Source organism: Salegentibacter maritimus (assembly GCF_016236975.1).
GTDB classification, from domain to species: Bacteria; Bacteroidota; Bacteroidia; order Flavobacteriales; family Flavobacteriaceae; genus Salegentibacter; species Salegentibacter maritimus.
This window is the reverse complement of sequence record NZ_JAEHNY010000002.1, coordinates 284,690-304,284: the sequence shown is the minus strand read 5'-3', so window position 1 is coordinate 304,284 and position 19,595 is coordinate 284,690. Positions and strand designations below refer to the sequence as shown.

Genomic DNA, 19,595 nt, shown 5'->3' with positions numbered 1-19,595 from the left:
CTACGTCACCCTGAACTTGTTTCAGGGTCTAGTTTCATTTAAACTTAGAAGCTGAAATAAATTCAGTTTGCCGTCAATAGGATTATTCTTTAAACGGTTTTTTGTTTCTTGTTTTCAAGAAAAATCAGGTTAAGATCTATTTACCTGAACCATTTTCTTCTTCCTTTTCTTTATAAAAACCGGTTTCTTCCAGTTCTTCCCCTCTTTGATTGCGTTTTCCTTCGTAAGTGTCTTCAATATATTCGTCATCTTCATGGAAATCGAATCTATAAGAAACTCCTGCAGCTACCTGCCACCTGGAAGGAGTGTCTTTAAAATTTACAAGTCCGGAGATATCAACCTGAAAATCTTTTCCAAATAAGTAAGCAGCCCCACCTCTTAATAACTCATCGGCATATAAATCGCTTATATAGGTTTGAAATTCCCCGAAAACGGCAAATCTGGGGGTAACCGCGTGGGTAAGGGTAAACACTCCTCCGTAAGAAGGATATTCTTCCGTAAATTTATCGGCTATAAAATTCATGACCAATACCCAACGTCCCCAGTTGTTTTGAGTAATAATGGCTGCTTTGGGACTAATCGAAGATTCTCCTTCAAACATATATGGGTTTTCCCACCAGCTAAAATTGGCGCCACCATAAACCGAAACGGCAGGGATTAGACTGCGTAAATCCATACGTTGGTTAGCTTTCCAGCTATATAGATTTACTTCTCGTTTTTTAACACTTATATTGGGATCAAAAATTAAAAATTTACCACCTATAGTATTTGTCTTAAAGTTGGTTACTTTAAATTCATCTACACCATTTCCTGAAGGAATAGAAGTTACCTGGTCCTGAAAGGAACCAAATAAGTTAAGCTCCAGGATTTCGGTTAAAAACCCAAACCGAATACCGTAACTTGCTCCCAGAATATCTGTGTCACTATTAAAAAGTGTGTGATTATCGTTTCCCAAATATCCACCTGCTTCCAATTGTAGTACATTTTTTCCCACGGCATAGGCTCCCTGAGATTCCCCGGGTCTATTGGAGTTAATGGTTTCAGTGTATTGTGCGTTTGCAGTAAAAATTCCGAAGAAGATAAAAGCGATACCTACTTTTAAATAGTGCATATTAGATTGGTTTGTTACTTTCAAAGATAGCAGATTTATTATTTTTTTAGGAATAGAAAGCGACCATTCTCAAGGCTTATTTTTACTTTTGCAAAAAGACCTTAAAATGTTAGAAGCTTCTTTTTCCGATGTATTACAAACGATTCTAATCATTCTATTAGTATATTTTGCTTTTAAAATACTAATTAAATGGTTTGGGCCACTTATACTTAAATATTTTCTAAGAAAAGTGGGAAAGCGTTTTGAACAACAATTTAGGCAGCAGCAAGACCCTAACTCTCAAAAAAAGGAGGGAAAAGTTAGTATTGATAAAGGCCCAAAAAGCGGTAGAAAATCTAATAAAAACGTTGGTGAATATATAGATTACGAGGAAATTGATTAATTTCGGGATCAATTTTTTATAATGAATAGGGAGGTAGCTCCCTTTCAGGTTTAATAAATGTGATCTAAAAAAAATCAGATGGCCAATCTTAAAAAGTTTCTACCACATCTTCTTGTTTTGGTAGGCTTCGTAATAGTTTCTTTATTTTATTTTAGTCCTGTTCTTGAAGGGAAAAAAATCTTTCAAAGCGATATTGTTCAGTATATCGGGATGGCCAAAGAGCAGAATGATTTTCGGGACCAAACCGGGGAAGAACCTTACTGGACCGATGCGGCTTTTGGAGGAATGCCCACTTTTCAGTTAGGAGCGTATTATCCGCATAACTATGTGAAAAAACTAGATAATGTTTTACGGTTTTTACCACGACCGGCCGACTATCTTTTCCTTTATTTTTTAGGCTTTTATATTCTCTTACTCTGTTTAAAACTAGATTTTAGATTGGCACTTTTAGGTGCGCTTGCTTTCGGGTTTTCTACCTATCTAATTATTATTCTTGGTGTTGGGCATAATGCTAAAGCCCACGCAATTGCCTATATGCCTATGGTTTTAGGCGGCATTATTCTCACTTTTAGGCAAAAGTATTTGTGGGGGTTCTTATTGCTATCACTAGCAATGGCCTTGCAAATTGGAGCCAATCACTTTCAAATGACTTATTACTTGCTCCTCTTGGTTATTGTACTGGGAATCGCATATTTAATTGATGCCTACCGAAAAAATATACTTCCTAAATTCTTTAAGGCTTTAGGGGTAATGGTAGGGGCTGTGATATTAGCCATAGGAGCAAATGCTACTAATTTACTGGCCACCCAGGAATATACGGCTTACAGTACCCGGGGAGATACCGGTTTAACAATTTCACCAGATGGATCTGATAAGCCTGCGGCTGGTTTAAGCTTTAATTATATTACTGAATATAGTTACGGAATAATGGAGTCTTTAAATCTTTTTAGCCCCCGATTTATGGGTGGCTCTAATGCTGAAGATATTGGTAAAGACACCGAAATTTATGATGCCCTGCTTAAATTAGGAGCTTCCCCGGTTCAGGCGGGCGATTTTGCTGAAAACGCACCTACCTATTGGGGAGACCAACCTTATGTGGGTGCTCCTGCTTATATTGGCGCCACAGTATTATTCCTATTTATTTTTGCCCTATATCTGGTGAAAGGCCGTTTAAAATGGTGGATTGTTGGCGGAAGTGTTTTGGCACTTGTTCTCTCCTGGGGTAAGAATTTCAGGTTTTTCACCGAATTTTTTATAGACTATGTGCCCTTGTACAATAAATTTAGAGCGGTTTCATCTATACAGGTAATTATAGAACTATGTGTGCCCATACTGGCCGTTTACGGACTTTATAAATTATTTGATCCAAAGCTTCAAAAAGAAGCCAAGCTGCACGCATTAAAATGGTCAGGTATTATTGTTGGAGGAGTGGGTCTTGCTTTATTGCTTTTCAGATCTGTGCTTTTTGATTTTAGCGGAGCAGGAGATTCAACTTTAATTCAACAACTGGGTGCCGATTTTGTAAGAGCGCTTAAAGAAGATAGAAAAGCTATTTATACCGAAGATCTTATTAGGTCGCTTATTTTTTCAGCCTTAACAGCAGCCGTAATTTGGCTATATATTGAGAAGAAGATCACACAGAATTGGTTGGTTCCGGCTTTGGGACTCTTAATTCTTATAGATTTGATTCCTGTAGATAAGCGCTATGTAAATAAGGACGATTTTGTAAATGCAAGTCAAATGGATAGGCCATTTCAACCAAATGAAGCCGACCAGCAAATTTTACAGGATGAAGGGCATTACAGGGTTTTTGATGTTTCCGGTAGCCCTTTTAATACAGGGCGTACCTCTTACTTTCATAATGCCATAGGTGGTTATCACGCTGCCAAACCCGGAAGGATACAGGACTTATATGATTTCTATATTTCGAAGAATAATATGGCAGTGCTAAATATGCTAAATGCAAAGTACTTTATTGTTCCTTCTGAAAGTGGCCAACCACAGGCGCAGCAAAATCCGAATGCTTTTGGTAATGCATGGTTTGTAAATAATATTAAGTGGGTTGAATCTGCTAATGAAGAAATATTAAGTTTAAAAGAGGTTGATCTTCAAAAGACTGCAATTATAAATTCAAAATTTAAGGAGGAAGTTTCTAAAAATTTTAAGGCTGCTGAAAAAGCTGAAATTGAATTAACCAGCTATCAGCCTAACGAATTGGTATACAAAACCAACACATCAGAAGCTCAATTTGCAGTTTTTTCCGAGATGTATTATCAGCCGGGTTGGCAGGCGTATCTCGATGGAGAAGAAGTGGAGCATGTGCGTGTAAATTACGTGTTGCGTGCTATGAATATTCCGGCCGGGGAGCATACCCTAACTTTTAGGTTTGAGCCCGAAGTAGTAAATACCGGTAGTAGCATTGCCCTTGCCAGTTCTATTCTTTTGGTTTTAATTATTTTAGGAGGATTATATTGGCATCGCCAAAGGCTGTAAAAACCTGAGATTTGCCTGGAAATTAAAAATTTGTTTCAAACAAATGCTGCGTGGGCTTGCCCCGAGGTAGTTTAGTATAAATCCCGAAAAAGGGAATAAGCTCTTTTCATGGAAAAAGTACTCATTATAACTTACTATTGGCCACCGGCCGGAGGTCCCGGTGTGCAACGCTGGCTAAAGTTTGTAAAGTACTTACGGGATTTTGGCGTTGAGCCTGTGGTGTTTATTCCCGAGAATCCTAATTATCCTATGTTGGATGCCTCTTTTGAGGCCGAAATTCCGGAAGGAATCACAATCCTGAAAAAACCTATTTTTGAGCCTTATCAACTAGCCGGAATATTTGCTAAAAATCAAACAGAAACTATAAGTAAGGGAATTATTGCTGCAGAAGAAAATCAATCTTTGCTACAAAAGTCGTTACTTTTTATTCGCGGTAACCTATTTATTCCCGATGCTCGAAAATTTTGGGTAAAACCTTCGGTAAAATTTCTGAAAACTTATTTAAAAGAGCAGAAGATTAAAAAAATAATTACAACCGGCCCGCCACATAGCTTACATCTTATTGGATTAGAACTTAAGAAAGCACTGAAATTACAATGGATAGCCGATTTTAGGGATCCATGGACGCAAATTGGCTATCATAAAAAGTTAAGACTTACCAAAAAAAGTGCGCAAAAGCATATAGAGTTGGAGCAGGAGGTACTAAATACAGCCAATCATATTATTACTACCAGTTTTACCACAAAAGCCGAATTTGCAGAAAAAACCCGTAAACCAATTAGTGTAATCACCAATGGGTTTGATGCAACAGAAAACGATCTAAAAAATACTGGTAAATTAGATAAAAAGTTCAGTATTTCCCATATTGGCTCTTTACTTTCTGAAAGAAATCCGCTAAACCTGTGGCAGGCCATAGCCGAGCTGTGTAAAGAGAATTCTAGGTTTGCTGAAGACCTTGAGCTAAAATTAGCAGGTACATTAAGCGAAGAGGTGATCGCTTCAATTAAATCTGAAGGTTTAGGTGAGAAACTTAAAGTATTAGGTTATGTAGATCATTCACAAGCCATTAAGCTTCAACAAGAAAGTCGGTTATTGCTATTAATTGAGATTAACAGCAAAGAAACCAGGGGGATTATTCCAGGTAAATTATTTGAGTATTTAATGGCACGAAGGCCAATTTTAGCTATTGGCCCCAGAAAATGGGATGTTGAACGAATTTTAAATGTGACCGGTTCAGGAGCATATTTTCAGTATTCAGAAAAAGAAAAACTTAAAAGTATAATTTTAGCTCATTATAGCAAATATAAAAACGGAGAAACTAATTTTGTTTCTGGTAATATTCAGCAATATCAAAGAAAATATTTAACTCAGCAACTGGCTAATTTGATAAAGAGCGTATAAGATGGGGGTAATTATAAAGCAATCGTTTAAGAACCTAATTACTACCTATTTTGGTTTTGCAATTGGGGCTGTAAACACCCTGTTTTTATTTACTTATTTTTTAGAACAGGAGTATTATGGCCTGGTCACTTTTTTACTTTCGGCGGCTAGTTTATTATGGCCGTTTATGGCTTTTGGCGTACATAGCACCCTTATAAAATTCTTTAGTTTTTACAAAACAAGACAAGAAAAAGACCGACTCTTAAATTTAGTCTTGTTTTTGCCCTTGTCGGTTGCTAGTGTTTTAGGCCTAATTGGCTTTATAAATTATTCTTTTTTAATTGATTATTTTACAGAAGGCAATGGACTTGTAAGGCCTTATATATGGTTGATTTTTCTAATTGCCCTGGCCACTTCTTATTTTGAAATTTTCTTTGCATGGTCTAAACTTTATTACAAAAGTGTTTTCGGGAATTTTATGAAAGAAGTATTTCATAGGTTTTGTATTAGTTTGTTACTGTTGGCGGTATATTTTAAGTGGATTACAGTGCATCAATTTATCTATTGCATTGCCGGGGTTTTTGTATTGCGACTCATTGCTATGAAAATCTATGCGTTCTCGCTCCATTTTCCAAAACTTGATTTTAAATTTCCGAAGCAATTGTCTCCGGTTTTAAAGTATACATCCCTAATCCTTATCGCCGCATCTGTTGCCACAGCCTTACTAGATCTTGATAAAGTAATGATAGAATATTTTATGCCTATTGAAAATGTAGCTATTTATGGAATTGCCATTTATATTGCAACGGTTATTTCGGTGCCGCAAAAGGCAATGCACCAAATTACAAACCCCATGACGGCTGAATTTCTTAATACAAAAAATACTAGTGGTCTTAAAGATTTGTATAAAAGGAGCTCTTTAAATTTATTGATTGTAAGTTTATTAATTTTTATTCTGATAATTACCAATGTAAAACAACTCTATGAGCTAATTCCAGATGAGTATCAATTAAGTATTCTGGTGGTTTTGTTGATCTCTTTGGTGAAACTTTACGATAATCTCCTGGGGAACAATAACAGCATTCTTTTTAATTCAGATTATTACAGAATAGTACTTTTTATTGGCGTTCTTCTGGTACTACTGGCTTTTATATTAAATCTGCTCTTTATTCCTGCTCTTGGAATAGAAGGAGCCGCTATAGCCAGTTTTATAGCTTTTTTTATTTATAATTCAATTAAAATATGGCTGGTACATAAAAAATTTAATTTCCTTCCTTTTACTTCTAAAACCTGGCTTATCCTACTAATTGGAGTTTTATTATCCCTTGGTTTTTATTTCTGGGACTTTAATTTTCATCCCGTATTAAATATTATTCTTAAATCTATTTTAATAGGAGTTACTTATATAGTTTTAGCCTATTTTCTGAATTTTTCTTCGGAAGTAAATAGTATAATTAATAAGGTTTTAAAGATCAAAACCTCTTAAAAACGGGAAACCCCCGAAACTTTTGAAGCTTCAAGGGGTTTCCAACTAACCAACCAAAAAATTAAATTATGAATTCTTAATTATCTCCTATCCACATTCCGTGCCGAACTTCTTCCCCGTGAAGAAGAATTTGATGTTCTAGCAGAAGATCTTTTATTATTACTGCTTTTTACCGCTCTTGTATTACTATTTCTATTACTGGCTCTTCTGGTAGTAGTTCTTGATTCTCTTGCAGAAGAAGCTTTAGTGGCGCTACTGGAGCGTCTTGTAGGGGTACTTTTTACAGTTCTGCTACTTCTACCGGAAGCATTTACTTTTCTGGAATTAGACCTCCTGTTTATTGCAGTATTCCTTGACTCCCTACCTACTTTTCTTGCTTCAGTTTTAGAACGTGTTCTGTTGTTTTTCACAGCAGTTCTATTGGCTGTACCTCTATAAGATCTTACATTGTTTTCGCGTGCCCTGATACTTGTATTTCGTTTAGATCTCGTAATGTTTTCTCTGGACTTAGCAACATTAGATCTTTGAGCTTTTATATTACTTCTCCGGGTATTTCCCCTGGAAGCAAATTCAGCTTCTTTATTCCTAATCTTTCTTAAATCACGTTTACCAGAAGTTCTTCTTCCTTTATTATAGGAGACCCTCTTTTGATTTGGCCTGTAAAAGTTTTGATGCACGTTTTTAGTATAATAGTTATTGTAATAACTTACATGCTGCACATAAGTAACGCGATTTGGTTGATAATAAGCCCGGTAAGGTTTACCAAAAACAATACTTACACTGCTTCTTGGCCTGGAATAATACCTATGCCAGGGCCTGTAAACATAACTGCTATTATAGTGGTTTATAAACCCGGTATAATTGGTGATTCGGTTAAAACGGTTGTAGTGAATATATAAACCTCCAACTCTTGCAATATGGCCGCGACGGTTATAATCTATAAAAACATTACCTGCTCTTATTATTCTTCCGTAATAATCATAATAAATAGGAACACTTTCAATTTGAATTACAGCACCATAATCGTCATATTGAACGTAAGCATCATAGTTATAACCTGAATTATAACTAATATTTATATTTGGCGTAGAAATATTTATAACACTTGAGCTTCTGAAATCGGGGTTGTAATAAAAATCAAATTCCCCGTTAGGATAAACGGCAAACTCAACACCATTCTCAATAAAAATAAAAGCATCATTATAAGCTCTATGAATTATAGATTCAGAAGCTTTAGCCGAAAGGCCAATAAATAAAAAGCTGATTAAAAAGGTGATATTTTTCATAGTTTGCGTTTTTAAGTGATCTAAAGAAAACTCTCGGTGAGAATTACTTCATAAAATACAAACCACGTGCCAAAAAAGGGAAACCTCTAAAAAAAGCTTGTTTTAGAGGTTTTTTTATTGTAAATCAATTGTTTAGATATCGAATATTTAATAAAACTGCAATTAAGAAAAAAATTTTTCTGAAACAATAATCTTTATAATTTCTCTTTTAGATATTTTGCTGTAACCGAATTTTTAGATTTGATTAATTCTTCCGGGGTTCCGGTAGCAACAATATTTCCGCCGTTAACTCCACCGCCAGGGCCAATATCAATTATATAATCGGCACATTTTACCAAATCCATATTATGTTCTATTACTACCAGGCTGTGTCCTTTTTTAATAAGGGCATTAAAGGATTTTAGTAACTTTTTAATATCATGAAAATGAAGTCCTGTAGTTGGTTCATCAAAAATAAACAGGGCTTTTTCTTTGGTTGCCCCTTTTACTAAAAATGAAGCTAGTTTTATTCGCTGTGCTTCCCCACCGGAAAGGGTAGAAGAGCTTTGACCTAATTGAACATAACCCAACCCCACATCCTGTAAAGGTTTTAATTTTCTAACGATCTTATCCAGCTTGTGTTCGGCGAAAAAATGAGTAGCATCGTCAATGGTCATATTCAACACATCGTCTATATTTTTTCCTTCAAACTGAACTTCCAGCACATCTTTTTGAAAGCGTTTTCCGTTACAGGCCTCGCATTCTAAATGAACATCGGCCATAAACTGCATCTCTATGGTTACTTCACCTTCACCTTTACAAACTTCACAGCGGCCGCCTTCAACATTAAATGAGAAATGTTTAGGTTTAAAACCTCTAATATTCGATAATTTTTGATCGGCAAAAAGGTTTCTAATATCGTCGTAGGCCTTAATATAAGTTACCGGATTGGAGCGCGAAGATCTACCAATAGGATTTTGGTCAATATATTCTACGCTTCCAAGGTTTTTAAAATCTCCTTCAATATCGGTGTATTGCCCGGCTTTTTCTCCATAACCCCCAATTTTCTTTTGTACTGCAGGATATAATATTTTTTTAACCAGGGTGCTTTTCCCGCTACCGGAAACACCTGTGATTGCCGTAAATGTTTGAAGCGGAAAACTTACATCTATATTTTGAAGGTTATTCTCTCTAGCTCCCAAAAGCCTAATTTCACCGGAAGCTTCTCTACGGCTTTCGGGCACCGAAATTTCCTCTTTTCCATTAAGATATTGTGCGGTGAGCGATTTAGATTTTAGAATTTGTTTTAATGTTCCCATAGCCACAACTTCACCGCCGTGGGTTCCTGCTTCGGGGCCTATATCAATAATTTCATCGGCAGCGCTCATAATATCTTCATCGTGCTCTACCACAATTACAGTATTGCCAAGATCTCTCAAGTTTTGTAGCACTCCAATTAAACGTTCTGTATCGCGAGGGTGCAAACCAATAGAAGGTTCATCTAAAATATACATAGATCCCACTAAGCTACTCCCTAAAGAAGTTGCCAGGTTAATTCGTTGCGATTCCCCACCAGAAAGACTATTGGATTTCCTGTTTAAAGTGAGGTAATCTAAACCAACTTCTGATAGGAATTTAAGCCTGTTCCTAATTTCAGTTAATAGCCTTTTAGCTATTTGTTGATCGTATTCATTTAATGTAAGCTTATCGAAAAACTCCCTAACCTTATCTAAAGGTTTTTCTACAAGGTCGGTGATGCTATGCTTATCTATCTTTACATAATCTGCCTCGGGTCTTAAGCGTTTTCCTTTACAGGTTCCGCAACGTGTTTTTCCGCGGTAGCGGGAAAGCATTACCCTATTTTGAATTTTATAAGCCTTACTTTCTAAAAATTGAAAGAAATCGTTTAAACCTTCAAAATGTTTATTTCCATTCCAAACTAAATCTTTTTGTTCTTGCGTAAGCTGAAACCATGGCTTATGAATTGGAAAATCGAATTTATGCGAATTATTAACCAATTGATCCCGATACCAACTCATACTGTCACCGCGCCAGGGGAAAATCGCATTTTCGTAAATTGAAAGTCCGGTATTAGGAATTACCAGGGCTTCATCAATACCTATAACATCCCCATAACCCTCGCAGGTAGGGCAGGCGCCATAAGGGTTGTTGAAACTGAATAAATGAACATTGGGCTCTAGAAAACTCATCCCATCCAGTTCAAATTTATTGCTAAAATGTCTCTTTTCTCCCGATTTTAAGCTTTCAATATAAAGTTCGCCCTTGCCCTCAAAGAAAGCAGCATCGGTAGCATCGGCCAGCCTGTTGTAAAAATCTTCTTCATCTTTTGTGATAATTCGGTCTACCACTAATAAAGTATCTTCGGGCTTAGCCTTTTCAAGATTAGCTTCATCTATCCTTAGTACGTTATCTTTAAGCTTGATACGGCTATAACCCTGCTGGGCTAAAACTTTTATTTTTTCTGAAAGTGTACGGCCTTCTTCAATATTAATGGGTGCCAAAAGCAATAACTTTTCACGTTCATCGAAAGTTTTAACATGGTCTATAACATCGGCAACCCTGTCTCTTTTTACCTGGTTACCGGAGATGGGAGAGTATGTTTTTCCAATTCTGGCAAAAAGCAGTTTAAGGTAATCGTAAATTTCGGTGGAAGTTCCTACGGTAGAACGGGGATTGGTAGAGTTTACCTTTTGCTCTATGGCAATAGCGGGAGCAATTCCTTTTATATAATCTACTTTAGGCTTGTTTAACCTGCCTAAAAACTGACGGGCGTAGGAAGATAGACTTTCAACATATCTACGTTGGCCTTCTGCATATAAAGTATCAAAAGCTAAGCTGGATTTCCCGGAACCGGAAAGTCCAGTAATGACCACCAATTTATTTCTGGGAATTACTACATTTATATTTTTAAGATTGTGCAGTTTTGCACCTTTTATAATAATATTCTCCTTAGGATTTACCTTGGCAACGTCAATATTCATGCTCATTTTTCTAGTTCAGGGATGCAAAGATACTTAATAAGCAGCAGGCTTTAAAGCCCTGAAAATCTTATTGTATTGTTAAAATTTTAAACTTTTGTTTGCTTTTGTAGCAGATATCTTACTATATTTGGCCATTGATTTTTAATAAAAAACACTCGCCTATCGCATAAAGTTACTTTTAGAAACTAAATAACCTAACCTCGGGAGCCCCTACCATCCTGAACAAAAGTAACTAATATGAATAACGTTGAAATTACTGACGCTGTTCTTGTACGCAACTACATGAATGGAAACGAAGCCGCACTAAGTACTCTTATTAACAGACACCAACACAGAATTTACAGTTTTATTTTTTCTAAAGTTTTTGATCGCGATGTTGCTGAAGATATTTTTCAGGATACATTTATAAAGGTCATTAAAACCTTAAAAAAAGGAAAATACAATGAAGAGGGTAAATTTTTACCCTGGGTAATGCGTATAGCACATAATTTGGTAATAGATCATTTTAGAAAAAATAAGCGAATGCCTAAATTTGATAATAGCGGCGACTTTAATATTTTTTCGGTTTTAAGTGACTCAGATTTAAATGCTGAAACACAAATTATTAAAGATCAGATAGAAAACGATGTAAAGGAGCTTATAAAAGAGCTACCCGAAGATCAATTGGAAGTTCTTACCATGAGGATATATAAAGACATGAGTTTTAAAGAAATCTCTGAACGAACCGGAGTAAGCATAAACACTGCTTTGGGAAGAATGCGTTACGCTTTAATTAATCTTCGAAAAATAATTGAGAAACATAATCTTGTTTTAACAAACTAATTTATAATATTCCTCAAAAGATTGCGTTAAAATAAGAAACCAACGCAACAAATATCTCATGAGGAAACTTTACACTAAAAAACAATCTAAAAAGGATGAGTTGAAGAATTTAGAACCTTCAAAAGAAACCATACAGTTTCTTTTGAGCTATTCAAAAAATTTAAGAATTGTAGATTTTCAGGGAATTAAATTTGAAAGCATCCTCAATTAGAAATTAAAAAAAGACCTGTTTGCACACAGGTCTTTTTTTGATTATTTTTTCTTTTTATAATAATCATTAATTACGGTTTTTCTACCTATTTTTTGGGTTATAATATCTTTTTCCAAGTCCCAGCCCCTTGCCGGTGAGTATTGCCGGCCATACCAAATAATTTGCAAGTGGAGTTTGTTCCAAAGGTCTTTTGGAAATAAACGTTTAGCATCCTTTTCTGTTTGAGCTACATTTTTGCCGTTGCTTAAATTCCAACGATACATTAACCTGTGAATATGCGTGTCTACCGGAAAGGCAGGAACATTAAATGCCTGCGCCATTACTACACTAGCCGTTTTATGGCCCACCGCCGGTAAAGCCTCAAGTGCTTCGAAACTAACGGGAACCTGGCCGTTATGTTCTTCTAAAAGAATTTTAGATAATCCACGAATTCCTTTAGACTTCATAGGGGAGAGGCCAACCGGCTTAATTATGTCCCTAATTTCTTCTACCGAAAGTTTTACCATAGCCTTTGGATTGTCGGCTATTTCAAAAAGTTTGGGAGTGATTTGGTTAACTTTTACATCGGTACTTTGGGCTGATAACAAAACCGCAATTAATAAGGTGTAAGGGTCTTTGTGATCTAACGGAATAGGTATTTCGGGATAAATATCATTTAAGGTATTAATTACAAATTCTACCTTTTCTTGTTTGGTCATATTGTTTAAATTTACTCAATCACTGAAATTAGTATATCGCTGGAAAATATCCGCGATTTAATAGATACAAAAATAGAAATTATGACAACATTAGAAGCCGGGGATAAGGCCCCAGATTTTTCAGTAGCAGATCAGGATGGAAATACTATTAAATTATCAGATTTTAAAGGGAAAAAACTGGTTTTGTTTTTTTATCCGAAGGCAAGTACGCCGGGCTGTACTGCCGAAGCCTGTAATCTTAGAGATAATTGGGAGCGTTTTCAGGAAAAAGGCTATGCTATCCTGGGAGTTAGTGCCGATACTCAAAAAAGACAATCTAACTTTAAAACTAAATATGAGTTTCCTTTTCCACTTTTGGCCGATGAAGATAAAGAAGTAATCCAGGCCTACGGGGTTTGGGGACCTAAAAAATTTATGGGAAAGGAATATGAAGGGATACACCGCACCACTTTTATAATAGATGAAGACGGGAAAATTGATGAAGTGATCAAAAAAGTAAAAACCAAAGCCCATACAGATCAAATTCTTTCTGAGTAGTATGGCTTTTAAGCAAAAAAGAGTTTGTCAAAAACAGAATGACAAACTCTTTTTTCTTGGTACCGCCAAAGGGTTTAATATCCCGAGGCTTGCCCCGAGTTAGTTTACTGAATTAAGATTGCACGGCGAATAGTAGCTGTACTATCGCAGTTTTCTATTTGCAGCTCAAGTATTGCTTCTTTAACTTTATTGGTGATTAGGTAAACATTACAGGGTTTGCCTTCCGTATTGCTTCGGCTAAAATCTACATTACCATTTTCTAAGCTTTCAGAAACCAGAGCGGTATCTAATTTATTTGTTTCAAAATAATTAAAAGCTTCCGCAGAAAATGCGCGTTCTTTTATCCTTATATTTTTTAATACCCGGTCATTTGGTGAATAGTCACAAGAGGTTTTTTTACCACCCAAAAAAAAGAGTAAAAGCATTATCCCAAAGAATAATCCAACAGAGAAATATCCAATTCTATGAATTAATTTCATTTAAAATAGTTTGAAGAGGCCCTGGTTATAAATTATTCTAAAAAATAAGGAGATTAATATCTCTGTAAGAAAGATCAAACCAGTCGGCTATAGATTTATTTGTTAAAATTCCGTGGTAAAAATACAAACCATTTCGTAAACCTTTATCAAAACGTAAGGTGTTTTCTATACCACCTTCCTCGGCAATATGCAGTAGATAGGGCGTGAAAATGTTACTTATTGAGAGCGAGGATGTTCTGGCATATCTAGAAGGGATATTTGGAACGCAGTAATGCAGTACATTATGTTTGGTGAAAATAGGCTTATCGTGAGTTGTAATTTCACTGGTTTCTATGCAGCCCCCCATATCTATACTTACATCTATAATTACAGCCCCACGTTTCATAGTACTAACCATATCATCTGTTATAAGAACCGGAGAACGATTCTTGCCCCGAACTGCACCAATAAGAACATCACAACGTTTTATTGCTTTTGTTAGATTTTTGGGCTGAATAGTTGATGTATAAAAAGTTTGATTTAGGTTAGCCTGAATATTTCGTAGTCGGGTAAGAGAACTATCAAAAACTTTTATCCCTGCTCCCAACCCCAAAGCCGATCTGGCTGCAAACTCACCAACAGTGCCTGCTCCTAGAATAACTACTTCTACAGGTGGAACACCGCTAATGTTGCCAAACATTAAACCGTTTCCGTTAACATTATTGCTCATAATTTCAGAAGCAATTAAAACAGAAGCAGTACCTGCAATTTCACTTAAAGCTCTAACAATAGGATAACTGCCGTCATCGTCCCTTATAAATTCAAACCCAAGAGCCGTTATTCTTTTTGAAGCTAATTTTTGGAAATACTCTTTGCACTGGGTCTTAAGTTGAAGTGCAGAAATTAAAATTGTTTGCGGATTTATTAAATCAAGTTCTTTAATGGAAGGAGGTTCAATCTTTAATATAGTAGGGCAGGAGAATACCTTTTTAGTGTTTGTGGTAATTTCTGCACCGGCATTTGCATAATCCTTATCACTGAAGCGTGCCCATTTTCCAGCCCCAGATTCTATCATTACCCTATGGCCGTGAGCGGTTATTGCGGCCACAGCGTCAGGACTTAAGCAAATTCGCTTTTCCTGGTAAGAAGTTTCTTTGGGAATTCCTATAAACAATTCTCCCTTATTCTTATACATTTCCAGGGTTTCCTCCTGCGGAATTAATTGTTCTTTGGTAAAAGGCGAGACTTGTTTGCCCATATTTAGGTGCTAAAACTTTATAATAGGAAAATTACAACTATTTTTAAAAATAGCCCTGATTAAAGTCGGCTATAATAATCTTCTTCGGTGGGCTCCCAATATTCTTCTTCACTTTGGAAGAATTTTAATTGGCGCCTATCGGTTTCGGAAACAGAAGAAAATACAGAAACATCGGTCTCATCAATCTCGCTAAGATCGATGCCGTAGACACGATCAAATATCTTTATTCGAATTAGATAAACAATAGAAAGAATTACTATAAAAAAAGGTGCAAGATAAATAAGTTGATTCGTATCAATTGTATATGTATGTGCGTAAGCATCTTGATAAAAGGCTATTACTAATTGGTACATGTACATTGCTACTGGTATTAGTATTGAGTGATACCACCAATGTTTGCAGGTGAAAAACCAAATTAGTAATAAAAATAAAGGAGTTAATTTACCTAGAAAAGTCCAGGCAGCAGTCAAAACATCTTCATAATATTTACTCTCATAAGTAAAAAAAGAAGTTTCCCAAACGCGACCGTTTGGGAAAATTTCATATAAATAAAATAAATATGGTGAAAACGCTATTAAAAGGGCTATAATACTACCCAGCAGCAGGAACTTTGATCTTGCGTACGTCGACAGCTTGTTCTTTAATTTGGTCATTATTAGTATCGTTATCAGAAGTTGAAGTTACAAAAAAACTTGCTCCAAAAATTGCTGCTGTAAAAAGTAATGCTTTAAGTTTCATAATATAGGGTTTTAAATTGTTATTTCGTTTTGTTTACTGAAGCAAACCTAGAGAAATATAAAACGCTAAAAATTAATACATTAATCGTACTTTTGCAGCTTTTTTTAAGCAAAAAAATGAGGATATTTTAACAAAATATATTTTATACTAATAAAAAATAAATAACTATATTTTAGAATTATATTGTTTTTTTGCTGTTTTTAATTTTGAACTATAACAAAATTATCTGTTGCAGCTAACACAAAGCTTTTTTGTTAATTTAAGAAAGTGTTTGGTTTTTATTAACATAAATTTAACAATCTAGTTTTTTCATCTATAGCTGAAATTTCCACTTTTTGAAATTCATTTTCTAAAAAGCTACTAATATTTTGTGGCCATTCAATAAAAATCCAATTATTGGAGCTCAAATACTCTTCAATACCTATATCTAAAGCTTCATTTTCGTCTTTTAATCTATAAAAATCGAAATGATAAATATTTTCCTGGGGGGTGTGATATTCGTTGACTAACGAAAACGTGGGGCTAGATACCTTATCTATACTTTTTAAGGCTGCAGTTAAAGATTTTATAAGAGTGGTTTTACCTGCACCCATCTCACCATAAAAAAGTAAGACCTTACTTTTTGTATGATTTAATATAAATTGAACAGCCTCGTCAATTTGGGCTAAATTGTAGGTTATAGACATTTTCAAAAAAAAGATTTTTGGCATAACAAAGATAGGGAATAATTTTATATTCCCTATAATTTGCTGTAAATCAGTGTTTAATGTGTTTATTTTGGGCTTAATACAACAAAAGGAATGATCATTTCCTCTAAGGATACACCGCCGTGTTGGTAGGTGTTCCGGTAATAACTTACATAATGATTATAATTATTGGGATAAGCAAAAAAGAGGTCTCCTTTAGCAAAAATAAAAGAGCTACTCATATTTATACTGGGTAAATGAACACTTTTAGGGTTTGAAATAGCCAAAACATCTTTTTCTTCATAAGTGAGGCTTTTACCCGTTTTATATCTTAAATTTAAACTGGTATTCTTGTCACCTATAACTTTTGATGGATTTTTTGCGTTTATCGTACCATGGTCTGTGGTAAGAATTAATTTAAACCCTAATTGTTTTGCCTGTAGAATAATATCTAGTAGAGGCGAATTTTTAAACCAACTATGAGTTAAGGATCTATAAGACTTATCGTTGGAAGCCAATTCCTTAATTACTTCCATTTCTGTTTTAGAATGTGATAGCATATCTACAAAGTTGTAAACCACAACTGTAAGATCATTATCCTTTTGGGTTTTAAAGTTTTCAGCAAGTTTTTTTCCACCTTTTAAACTTGTAATTTTATGATATTCATGTTTAAAGGTTTTTCCTAACCTTTTCAATTGCTCTTCTAAAAACTCGGCTTCATGGTTGTTTTTTCCTCCTTCATCTGTATCGTTTTTCCAATATTGCGGAAACCTTTTTTCCATATCGGCTGGCATTAAACCAGAAAACATAGCATTACGGGCGTACTGTGTTGCGGTTGGTAAAATACTAAAGTAAGGCTCTTCTTTTTCTTTTTTGTAGTAATTAGCTACTACCGGCTCTAATGCTTTCCATTGGTCATATCTTAAATTATCTACAACAACAAGTAATGTAGGTTGATCTTTGGAAATTTCAGGGATAATCTTCTCTTTAAAAATGGTGTGGGACATTATAGGTGCCTCAGCGCTATTTTCGAACCAGTGTGTATAATTTTTGTCTATAAATTTACAAAATTGGGTATTTGCTTCATTTTTTTGTGATTCTAAAATTTCGAACATACCACTGTCTTCCAGGTCTTCAAGCTGTAGCTCCCAATAGATTAATTTTTGATAAAGTTCGCCCCATTCTTCAAACGTATTTACCTGACTTAGGTCCATGGCAATCTTTCTAAACTCCTGTTGGTAATTTGATGTTGTTTTTTCAGAAATAAGTCGGGAATGGTCTAAATTCTTTTTTATACTAAGTAGAATTTGATTGGGATTTACCGGCTTTATGAGGTAATCGGCTATTTTAGAGCCAATAGCTTCTTCCATAATATATTCCTCCTCACTTTTTGTAATCATTACAATAGGAAGATTTTCCCTTTTTTCTTTTATTTCAGCAAGTGTTTCAAGACCGGTAAGTCCCGGCATATTCTCATCAAGAAAAACGATATCAAAGCTCTCTTCTTCTATTTGTTCCAAAGCTTCAGTCCCACTTTGGCTGGTGGTTACTTCATAATCTTTAGATTCAAGAAATAGAATATGTGGTTTTAGTAGATCTATTTCATCATCTACCCAAAGTATTTTTATTTTATTCATTCTTTATATTTTTATGCGTTAACTGAGTTTTGATCTCTTTTTTAAATTTGCGACTTTAATACTCGTGAATTCCTATAAATTGTTATAGAGTTGCAGTTTTTTACAACTTATGTAGTGCTTTTTATACTCCCCAACTCTATATATGTATATTTGTTTTGAATTAACACGATAAAAAGTTTGACTGCTACTAATAAACTTAAAATATTAAACGATCCAATTTACGGATTTATTACCATCCCCAGTGAGCGAATCTTTAGTATAATTGAACATCCCTATTTTCAGCGTTTACGCAGAATTTCTCAAATGGGAATGTCTTACCTCGTCTACCCCGGTGCCCATCATACCCGGTTTCATCATGCTCTAGGTTGTGTGCATTTAATGCAAAAAGCAGTTCAAGTGCTTCGCTACAAAGGGGTTGTGATTTCTGAAGACGAAGAAGAGGCCCTGCAAATTGCTATTTTACTTCACGATATAGGTCACGGTCCATTTTCACACGCCATGGAACATAGTATTGTGGAAGGGGTAGACCACGAAAATATTTCTTTGCTTTTTATGGAAGAAATGAATCGTGACTTTAACCAAAGTTTAACGTTGGCTTTGCAGATTTTTCGCGGTACCTACAGCCGCAGATTTTTAAATCAATTAATCTCCAGTCAATTGGATATGGATCGTTTAGACTATTTGAGACGAGATAGTTTTTATACCGGTGCTGCTGAAGGAAATATTAACAGTGAGCGACTTATTGCAATGCTAAATGTGGTTAATGATGATTTGGTGATTGAAGAAAAGGGGATTTATTCGGTAGAAAAATTTTTAGTGGCCAGAAGATTAATGTATTGGCAGGTATATTTGCATAAAACCAGTTTGGTGGCAGAGCAACTTTTAATTAGAATGTTAAAACGGGCGAAGGAATTGGTTGAAAAAGGGGAAGATTTAAACGCAAGTAAATCTCTTTCTTATTTTCTGCATAATAGAATTGGGCCGCAAGACTTCACTTCTCAAACTTTATCGGTTTTTGCGCGTTTAGACGATTACGATATTGTCTCTGCAATGAAAGAATGGCAAGATCATGACGACTTTGTATTATCTAATTTATGTAAAATGATCATTAACCGGGACTTGTTGAAGGTGAAGATTAAAAAGAAGAAACCATCTGTTGAAAAGTTAGAAAAACGCCGGCAAGCTTTTCAGGAAAAAGCAAATGTATCGGCCGAAGAAGCAGCATATTTTGTTTTTAGTGGGGAGGTTACCAATACCGCTTATAAAAGCGAAAATAACAATATTAACATTTTACATAAGAATGGGAAGATTAGCGATGTAGCGAAAGCATCGGATCAATTGAACCTAAAAGCGCTTTCAAAAACCGTGATTAAGTATTATATGTGTTATCCGAAGGCCAAACATTAACACTTTTTTTTTATTTTTGCCAGA

Annotated in this window: 18 protein-coding genes; 8 read left to right on the top strand and 10 right to left on the bottom strand. The window is 35.2% G+C overall.

Annotation, left to right across the window (positions count from 1 at the left end; translation table 11 throughout):
* Nucleotides 1–136: 136 nt before the first annotated feature.
* Nucleotides 137–1,111: a transporter gene (locus I6U50_RS03370; RefSeq protein ID WP_193709707.1), complete on the bottom strand. Its 975-nt coding sequence runs from the start codon at nucleotides 1,109–1,111 to the stop codon at nucleotides 137–139.
* 106 nt (nucleotides 1,112–1,217) lie between these two features.
* On the opposite strand from I6U50_RS03370, the gene I6U50_RS03365 reads away from it, so the two are divergent.
* From I6U50_RS03365 to I6U50_RS03350, 4 genes are all read left to right on the top strand, one after another.
* Complete coding sequence (locus I6U50_RS03365; protein WP_193709706.1) at nucleotides 1,218–1,493, top strand: DUF4834 domain-containing protein; 276 nt, start codon at nucleotides 1,218–1,220, stop codon at nucleotides 1,491–1,493.
* A 78-nt stretch (nucleotides 1,494–1,571) separates the two neighbouring features.
* Entirely contained in the window at nucleotides 1,572–3,986 is a 2,415-nt protein-coding gene (locus tag I6U50_RS03360; RefSeq protein ID WP_198637840.1) for a YfhO family protein, read from the top strand.
* 108 nt (nucleotides 3,987–4,094) lie between these two features.
* Complete coding sequence (locus tag I6U50_RS03355) at nucleotides 4,095–5,387, top strand: glycosyltransferase family 4 protein (protein ID WP_198637839.1); 1,293 nt, start codon at nucleotides 4,095–4,097, stop codon at nucleotides 5,385–5,387.
* A gap of 1 nt (nucleotide 5,388) precedes the next feature.
* Nucleotides 5,389–6,852: a polysaccharide biosynthesis C-terminal domain-containing protein gene (locus tag I6U50_RS03350; RefSeq protein WP_198637838.1), complete on the top strand. Its 1,464-nt coding sequence runs from the start codon at nucleotides 5,389–5,391 to the stop codon at nucleotides 6,850–6,852.
* Nucleotides 6,853–6,932: 80 nt separating this feature from the next.
* On the opposite strand, the gene I6U50_RS03345 is transcribed toward I6U50_RS03350, so the two are convergent.
* Nucleotides 6,933–8,138, bottom strand: coding sequence for a hypothetical protein (locus I6U50_RS03345; protein WP_198637837.1), 1,206 nt, complete (start codon nucleotides 8,136–8,138; stop codon nucleotides 6,933–6,935).
* A gap of 194 nt (nucleotides 8,139–8,332) precedes the next feature.
* On the bottom strand, nucleotides 8,333–11,119 hold the full coding sequence (gene uvrA / locus I6U50_RS03340) for an excinuclease ABC subunit UvrA (protein WP_198637888.1): 2,787 nt from the start codon (nucleotides 11,117–11,119) through the stop codon (nucleotides 8,333–8,335).
* Between the two features lie 237 nt (nucleotides 11,120–11,356).
* Here uvrA and I6U50_RS03335 point away from each other — a divergent pair, with 237 nt between their 5' ends.
* Nucleotides 11,357–11,941: an RNA polymerase sigma factor gene (locus I6U50_RS03335; RefSeq protein WP_193709701.1), complete on the top strand. Its 585-nt coding sequence runs from the start codon at nucleotides 11,357–11,359 to the stop codon at nucleotides 11,939–11,941.
* Nucleotides 11,942–11,999: 58 nt separating this feature from the next.
* A complete protein-coding gene (locus tag I6U50_RS03330; protein ID WP_193709700.1) occupies nucleotides 12,000–12,152 on the top strand; it encodes a hypothetical protein in 153 nt (50 codons plus the stop codon).
* A gap of 41 nt (nucleotides 12,153–12,193) precedes the next feature.
* On the opposite strand, the gene I6U50_RS03325 is transcribed toward I6U50_RS03330, so the two are convergent.
* Nucleotides 12,194–12,850: an endonuclease III domain-containing protein gene (locus tag I6U50_RS03325; protein WP_193709699.1), complete on the bottom strand. Its 657-nt coding sequence runs from the start codon at nucleotides 12,848–12,850 to the stop codon at nucleotides 12,194–12,196.
* Nucleotides 12,851–12,931: 81 nt separating this feature from the next.
* Between I6U50_RS03325 and bcp the strand changes: the two genes are divergently transcribed.
* On the top strand, nucleotides 12,932–13,387 hold the full coding sequence (bcp, locus tag I6U50_RS03320; protein ID WP_193709698.1) for a thioredoxin-dependent thiol peroxidase: 456 nt from the start codon (nucleotides 12,932–12,934) through the stop codon (nucleotides 13,385–13,387).
* 104 nt (nucleotides 13,388–13,491) lie between these two features.
* Here the strand turns inward: bcp and I6U50_RS03315 are convergent, their stop codons facing one another.
* The 6 genes from I6U50_RS03315 to porX all read right to left on the bottom strand — a co-directional run bounded on the left by I6U50_RS03315 (nucleotide 13,492) and on the right by porX (nucleotide 18,164).
* Nucleotides 13,492–13,866 (bottom strand): DUF4258 domain-containing protein, encoded by a 375-nt coding sequence (locus I6U50_RS03315; protein WP_198637836.1) that lies wholly within the window; start codon nucleotides 13,864–13,866, stop codon nucleotides 13,492–13,494.
* Between the two features lie 37 nt (nucleotides 13,867–13,903).
* A complete protein-coding gene (locus tag I6U50_RS03310) occupies nucleotides 13,904–15,103 on the bottom strand; it encodes an alanine dehydrogenase (protein ID WP_198627281.1) in 1,200 nt (399 codons plus the stop codon).
* A gap of 59 nt (nucleotides 15,104–15,162) precedes the next feature.
* Nucleotides 15,163–15,462 (bottom strand): hypothetical protein, encoded by a 300-nt coding sequence (locus I6U50_RS15895; protein ID WP_232805867.1) that lies wholly within the window; start codon nucleotides 15,460–15,462, stop codon nucleotides 15,163–15,165.
* A 232-nt stretch (nucleotides 15,463–15,694) separates the two neighbouring features.
* Nucleotides 15,695–15,841 (bottom strand): hypothetical protein, encoded by a 147-nt coding sequence (locus tag I6U50_RS03300; protein WP_198637890.1) that lies wholly within the window; start codon nucleotides 15,839–15,841, stop codon nucleotides 15,695–15,697.
* 281 nt (nucleotides 15,842–16,122) lie between these two features.
* Nucleotides 16,123–16,527, bottom strand: a complete 405-nt coding sequence (gene tsaE, locus I6U50_RS03295; protein ID WP_198637834.1) for a tRNA (adenosine(37)-N6)-threonylcarbamoyltransferase complex ATPase subunit type 1 TsaE — start codon at nucleotides 16,525–16,527, stop codon at nucleotides 16,123–16,125.
* Nucleotides 16,528–16,613: 86 nt separating this feature from the next.
* Nucleotides 16,614–18,164 (bottom strand): T9SS response regulator signal transducer PorX, encoded by a 1,551-nt coding sequence (porX, locus tag I6U50_RS03290; RefSeq protein ID WP_198637833.1) that lies wholly within the window; start codon nucleotides 18,162–18,164, stop codon nucleotides 16,614–16,616.
* Between the two features lie 177 nt (nucleotides 18,165–18,341).
* Here porX and I6U50_RS03285 point away from each other — a divergent pair, with 177 nt between their 5' ends.
* Entirely contained in the window at nucleotides 18,342–19,571 is a 1,230-nt protein-coding gene (locus tag I6U50_RS03285; protein ID WP_193709691.1) for an HD domain-containing protein, read from the top strand.
* Nucleotides 19,572–19,595: the final 24 nt, after the last annotated feature.

What these genes read in the sequence shown, in the direction of transcription:
- I6U50_RS03310 (WP_198627281.1), bottom strand. Translation starts at nt 15,103, where the DNA reads ATGGGCAAACAAGTCTCGCCTTTTACCAAAGAACAATTAATTCCGCAG.
- I6U50_RS03360 (WP_198637840.1), top strand. Translation starts at nt 1,572, where the DNA reads ATGGCCAATCTTAAAAAGTTTCTACCACATCTTCTTGTTTTGGTAGGC.
- I6U50_RS03365 (WP_193709706.1), top strand. Translation starts at nt 1,218, where the DNA reads ATGTTAGAAGCTTCTTTTTCCGATGTATTACAAACGATTCTAATCATT.
- I6U50_RS03335 (WP_193709701.1), top strand. Translation starts at nt 11,357, where the DNA reads ATGAATAACGTTGAAATTACTGACGCTGTTCTTGTACGCAACTACATG.
- tsaE (WP_198637834.1), bottom strand. Translation starts at nt 16,527, where the DNA reads ATGTCTATAACCTACAATTTAGCCCAAATTGACGAGGCTGTTCAATTT.
- I6U50_RS03345 (WP_198637837.1), bottom strand. Translation starts at nt 8,138, where the DNA reads ATGAAAAATATCACCTTTTTAATCAGCTTTTTATTTATTGGCCTTTCG.
- I6U50_RS15895 (WP_232805867.1), bottom strand. Translation starts at nt 15,462, where the DNA reads ATGTACATGTACCAATTAGTAATAGCCTTTTATCAAGATGCTTACGCA.
- I6U50_RS03355 (WP_198637839.1), top strand. Translation starts at nt 4,095, where the DNA reads ATGGAAAAAGTACTCATTATAACTTACTATTGGCCACCGGCCGGAGGT.
- uvrA (WP_198637888.1), bottom strand. Translation starts at nt 11,119, where the DNA reads ATGAATATTGACGTTGCCAAGGTAAATCCTAAGGAGAATATTATTATA.
- I6U50_RS03350 (WP_198637838.1), top strand. Translation starts at nt 5,389, where the DNA reads ATGGGGGTAATTATAAAGCAATCGTTTAAGAACCTAATTACTACCTAT.
- I6U50_RS03315 (WP_198637836.1), bottom strand. Translation starts at nt 13,866, where the DNA reads ATGAAATTAATTCATAGAATTGGATATTTCTCTGTTGGATTATTCTTT.
- bcp (WP_193709698.1), top strand. Translation starts at nt 12,932, where the DNA reads ATGACAACATTAGAAGCCGGGGATAAGGCCCCAGATTTTTCAGTAGCA.
- I6U50_RS03300 (WP_198637890.1), bottom strand. Translation starts at nt 15,841, where the DNA reads ATGAAACTTAAAGCATTACTTTTTACAGCAGCAATTTTTGGAGCAAGT.
- I6U50_RS03325 (WP_193709699.1), bottom strand. Translation starts at nt 12,850, where the DNA reads ATGACCAAACAAGAAAAGGTAGAATTTGTAATTAATACCTTAAATGAT.
- I6U50_RS03370 (WP_193709707.1), bottom strand. Translation starts at nt 1,111, where the DNA reads ATGCACTATTTAAAAGTAGGTATCGCTTTTATCTTCTTCGGAATTTTT.
- I6U50_RS03330 (WP_193709700.1), top strand. Translation starts at nt 12,000, where the DNA reads ATGAGGAAACTTTACACTAAAAAACAATCTAAAAAGGATGAGTTGAAG.
- porX (WP_198637833.1), bottom strand. Translation starts at nt 18,164, where the DNA reads ATGAATAAAATAAAAATACTTTGGGTAGATGATGAAATAGATCTACTA.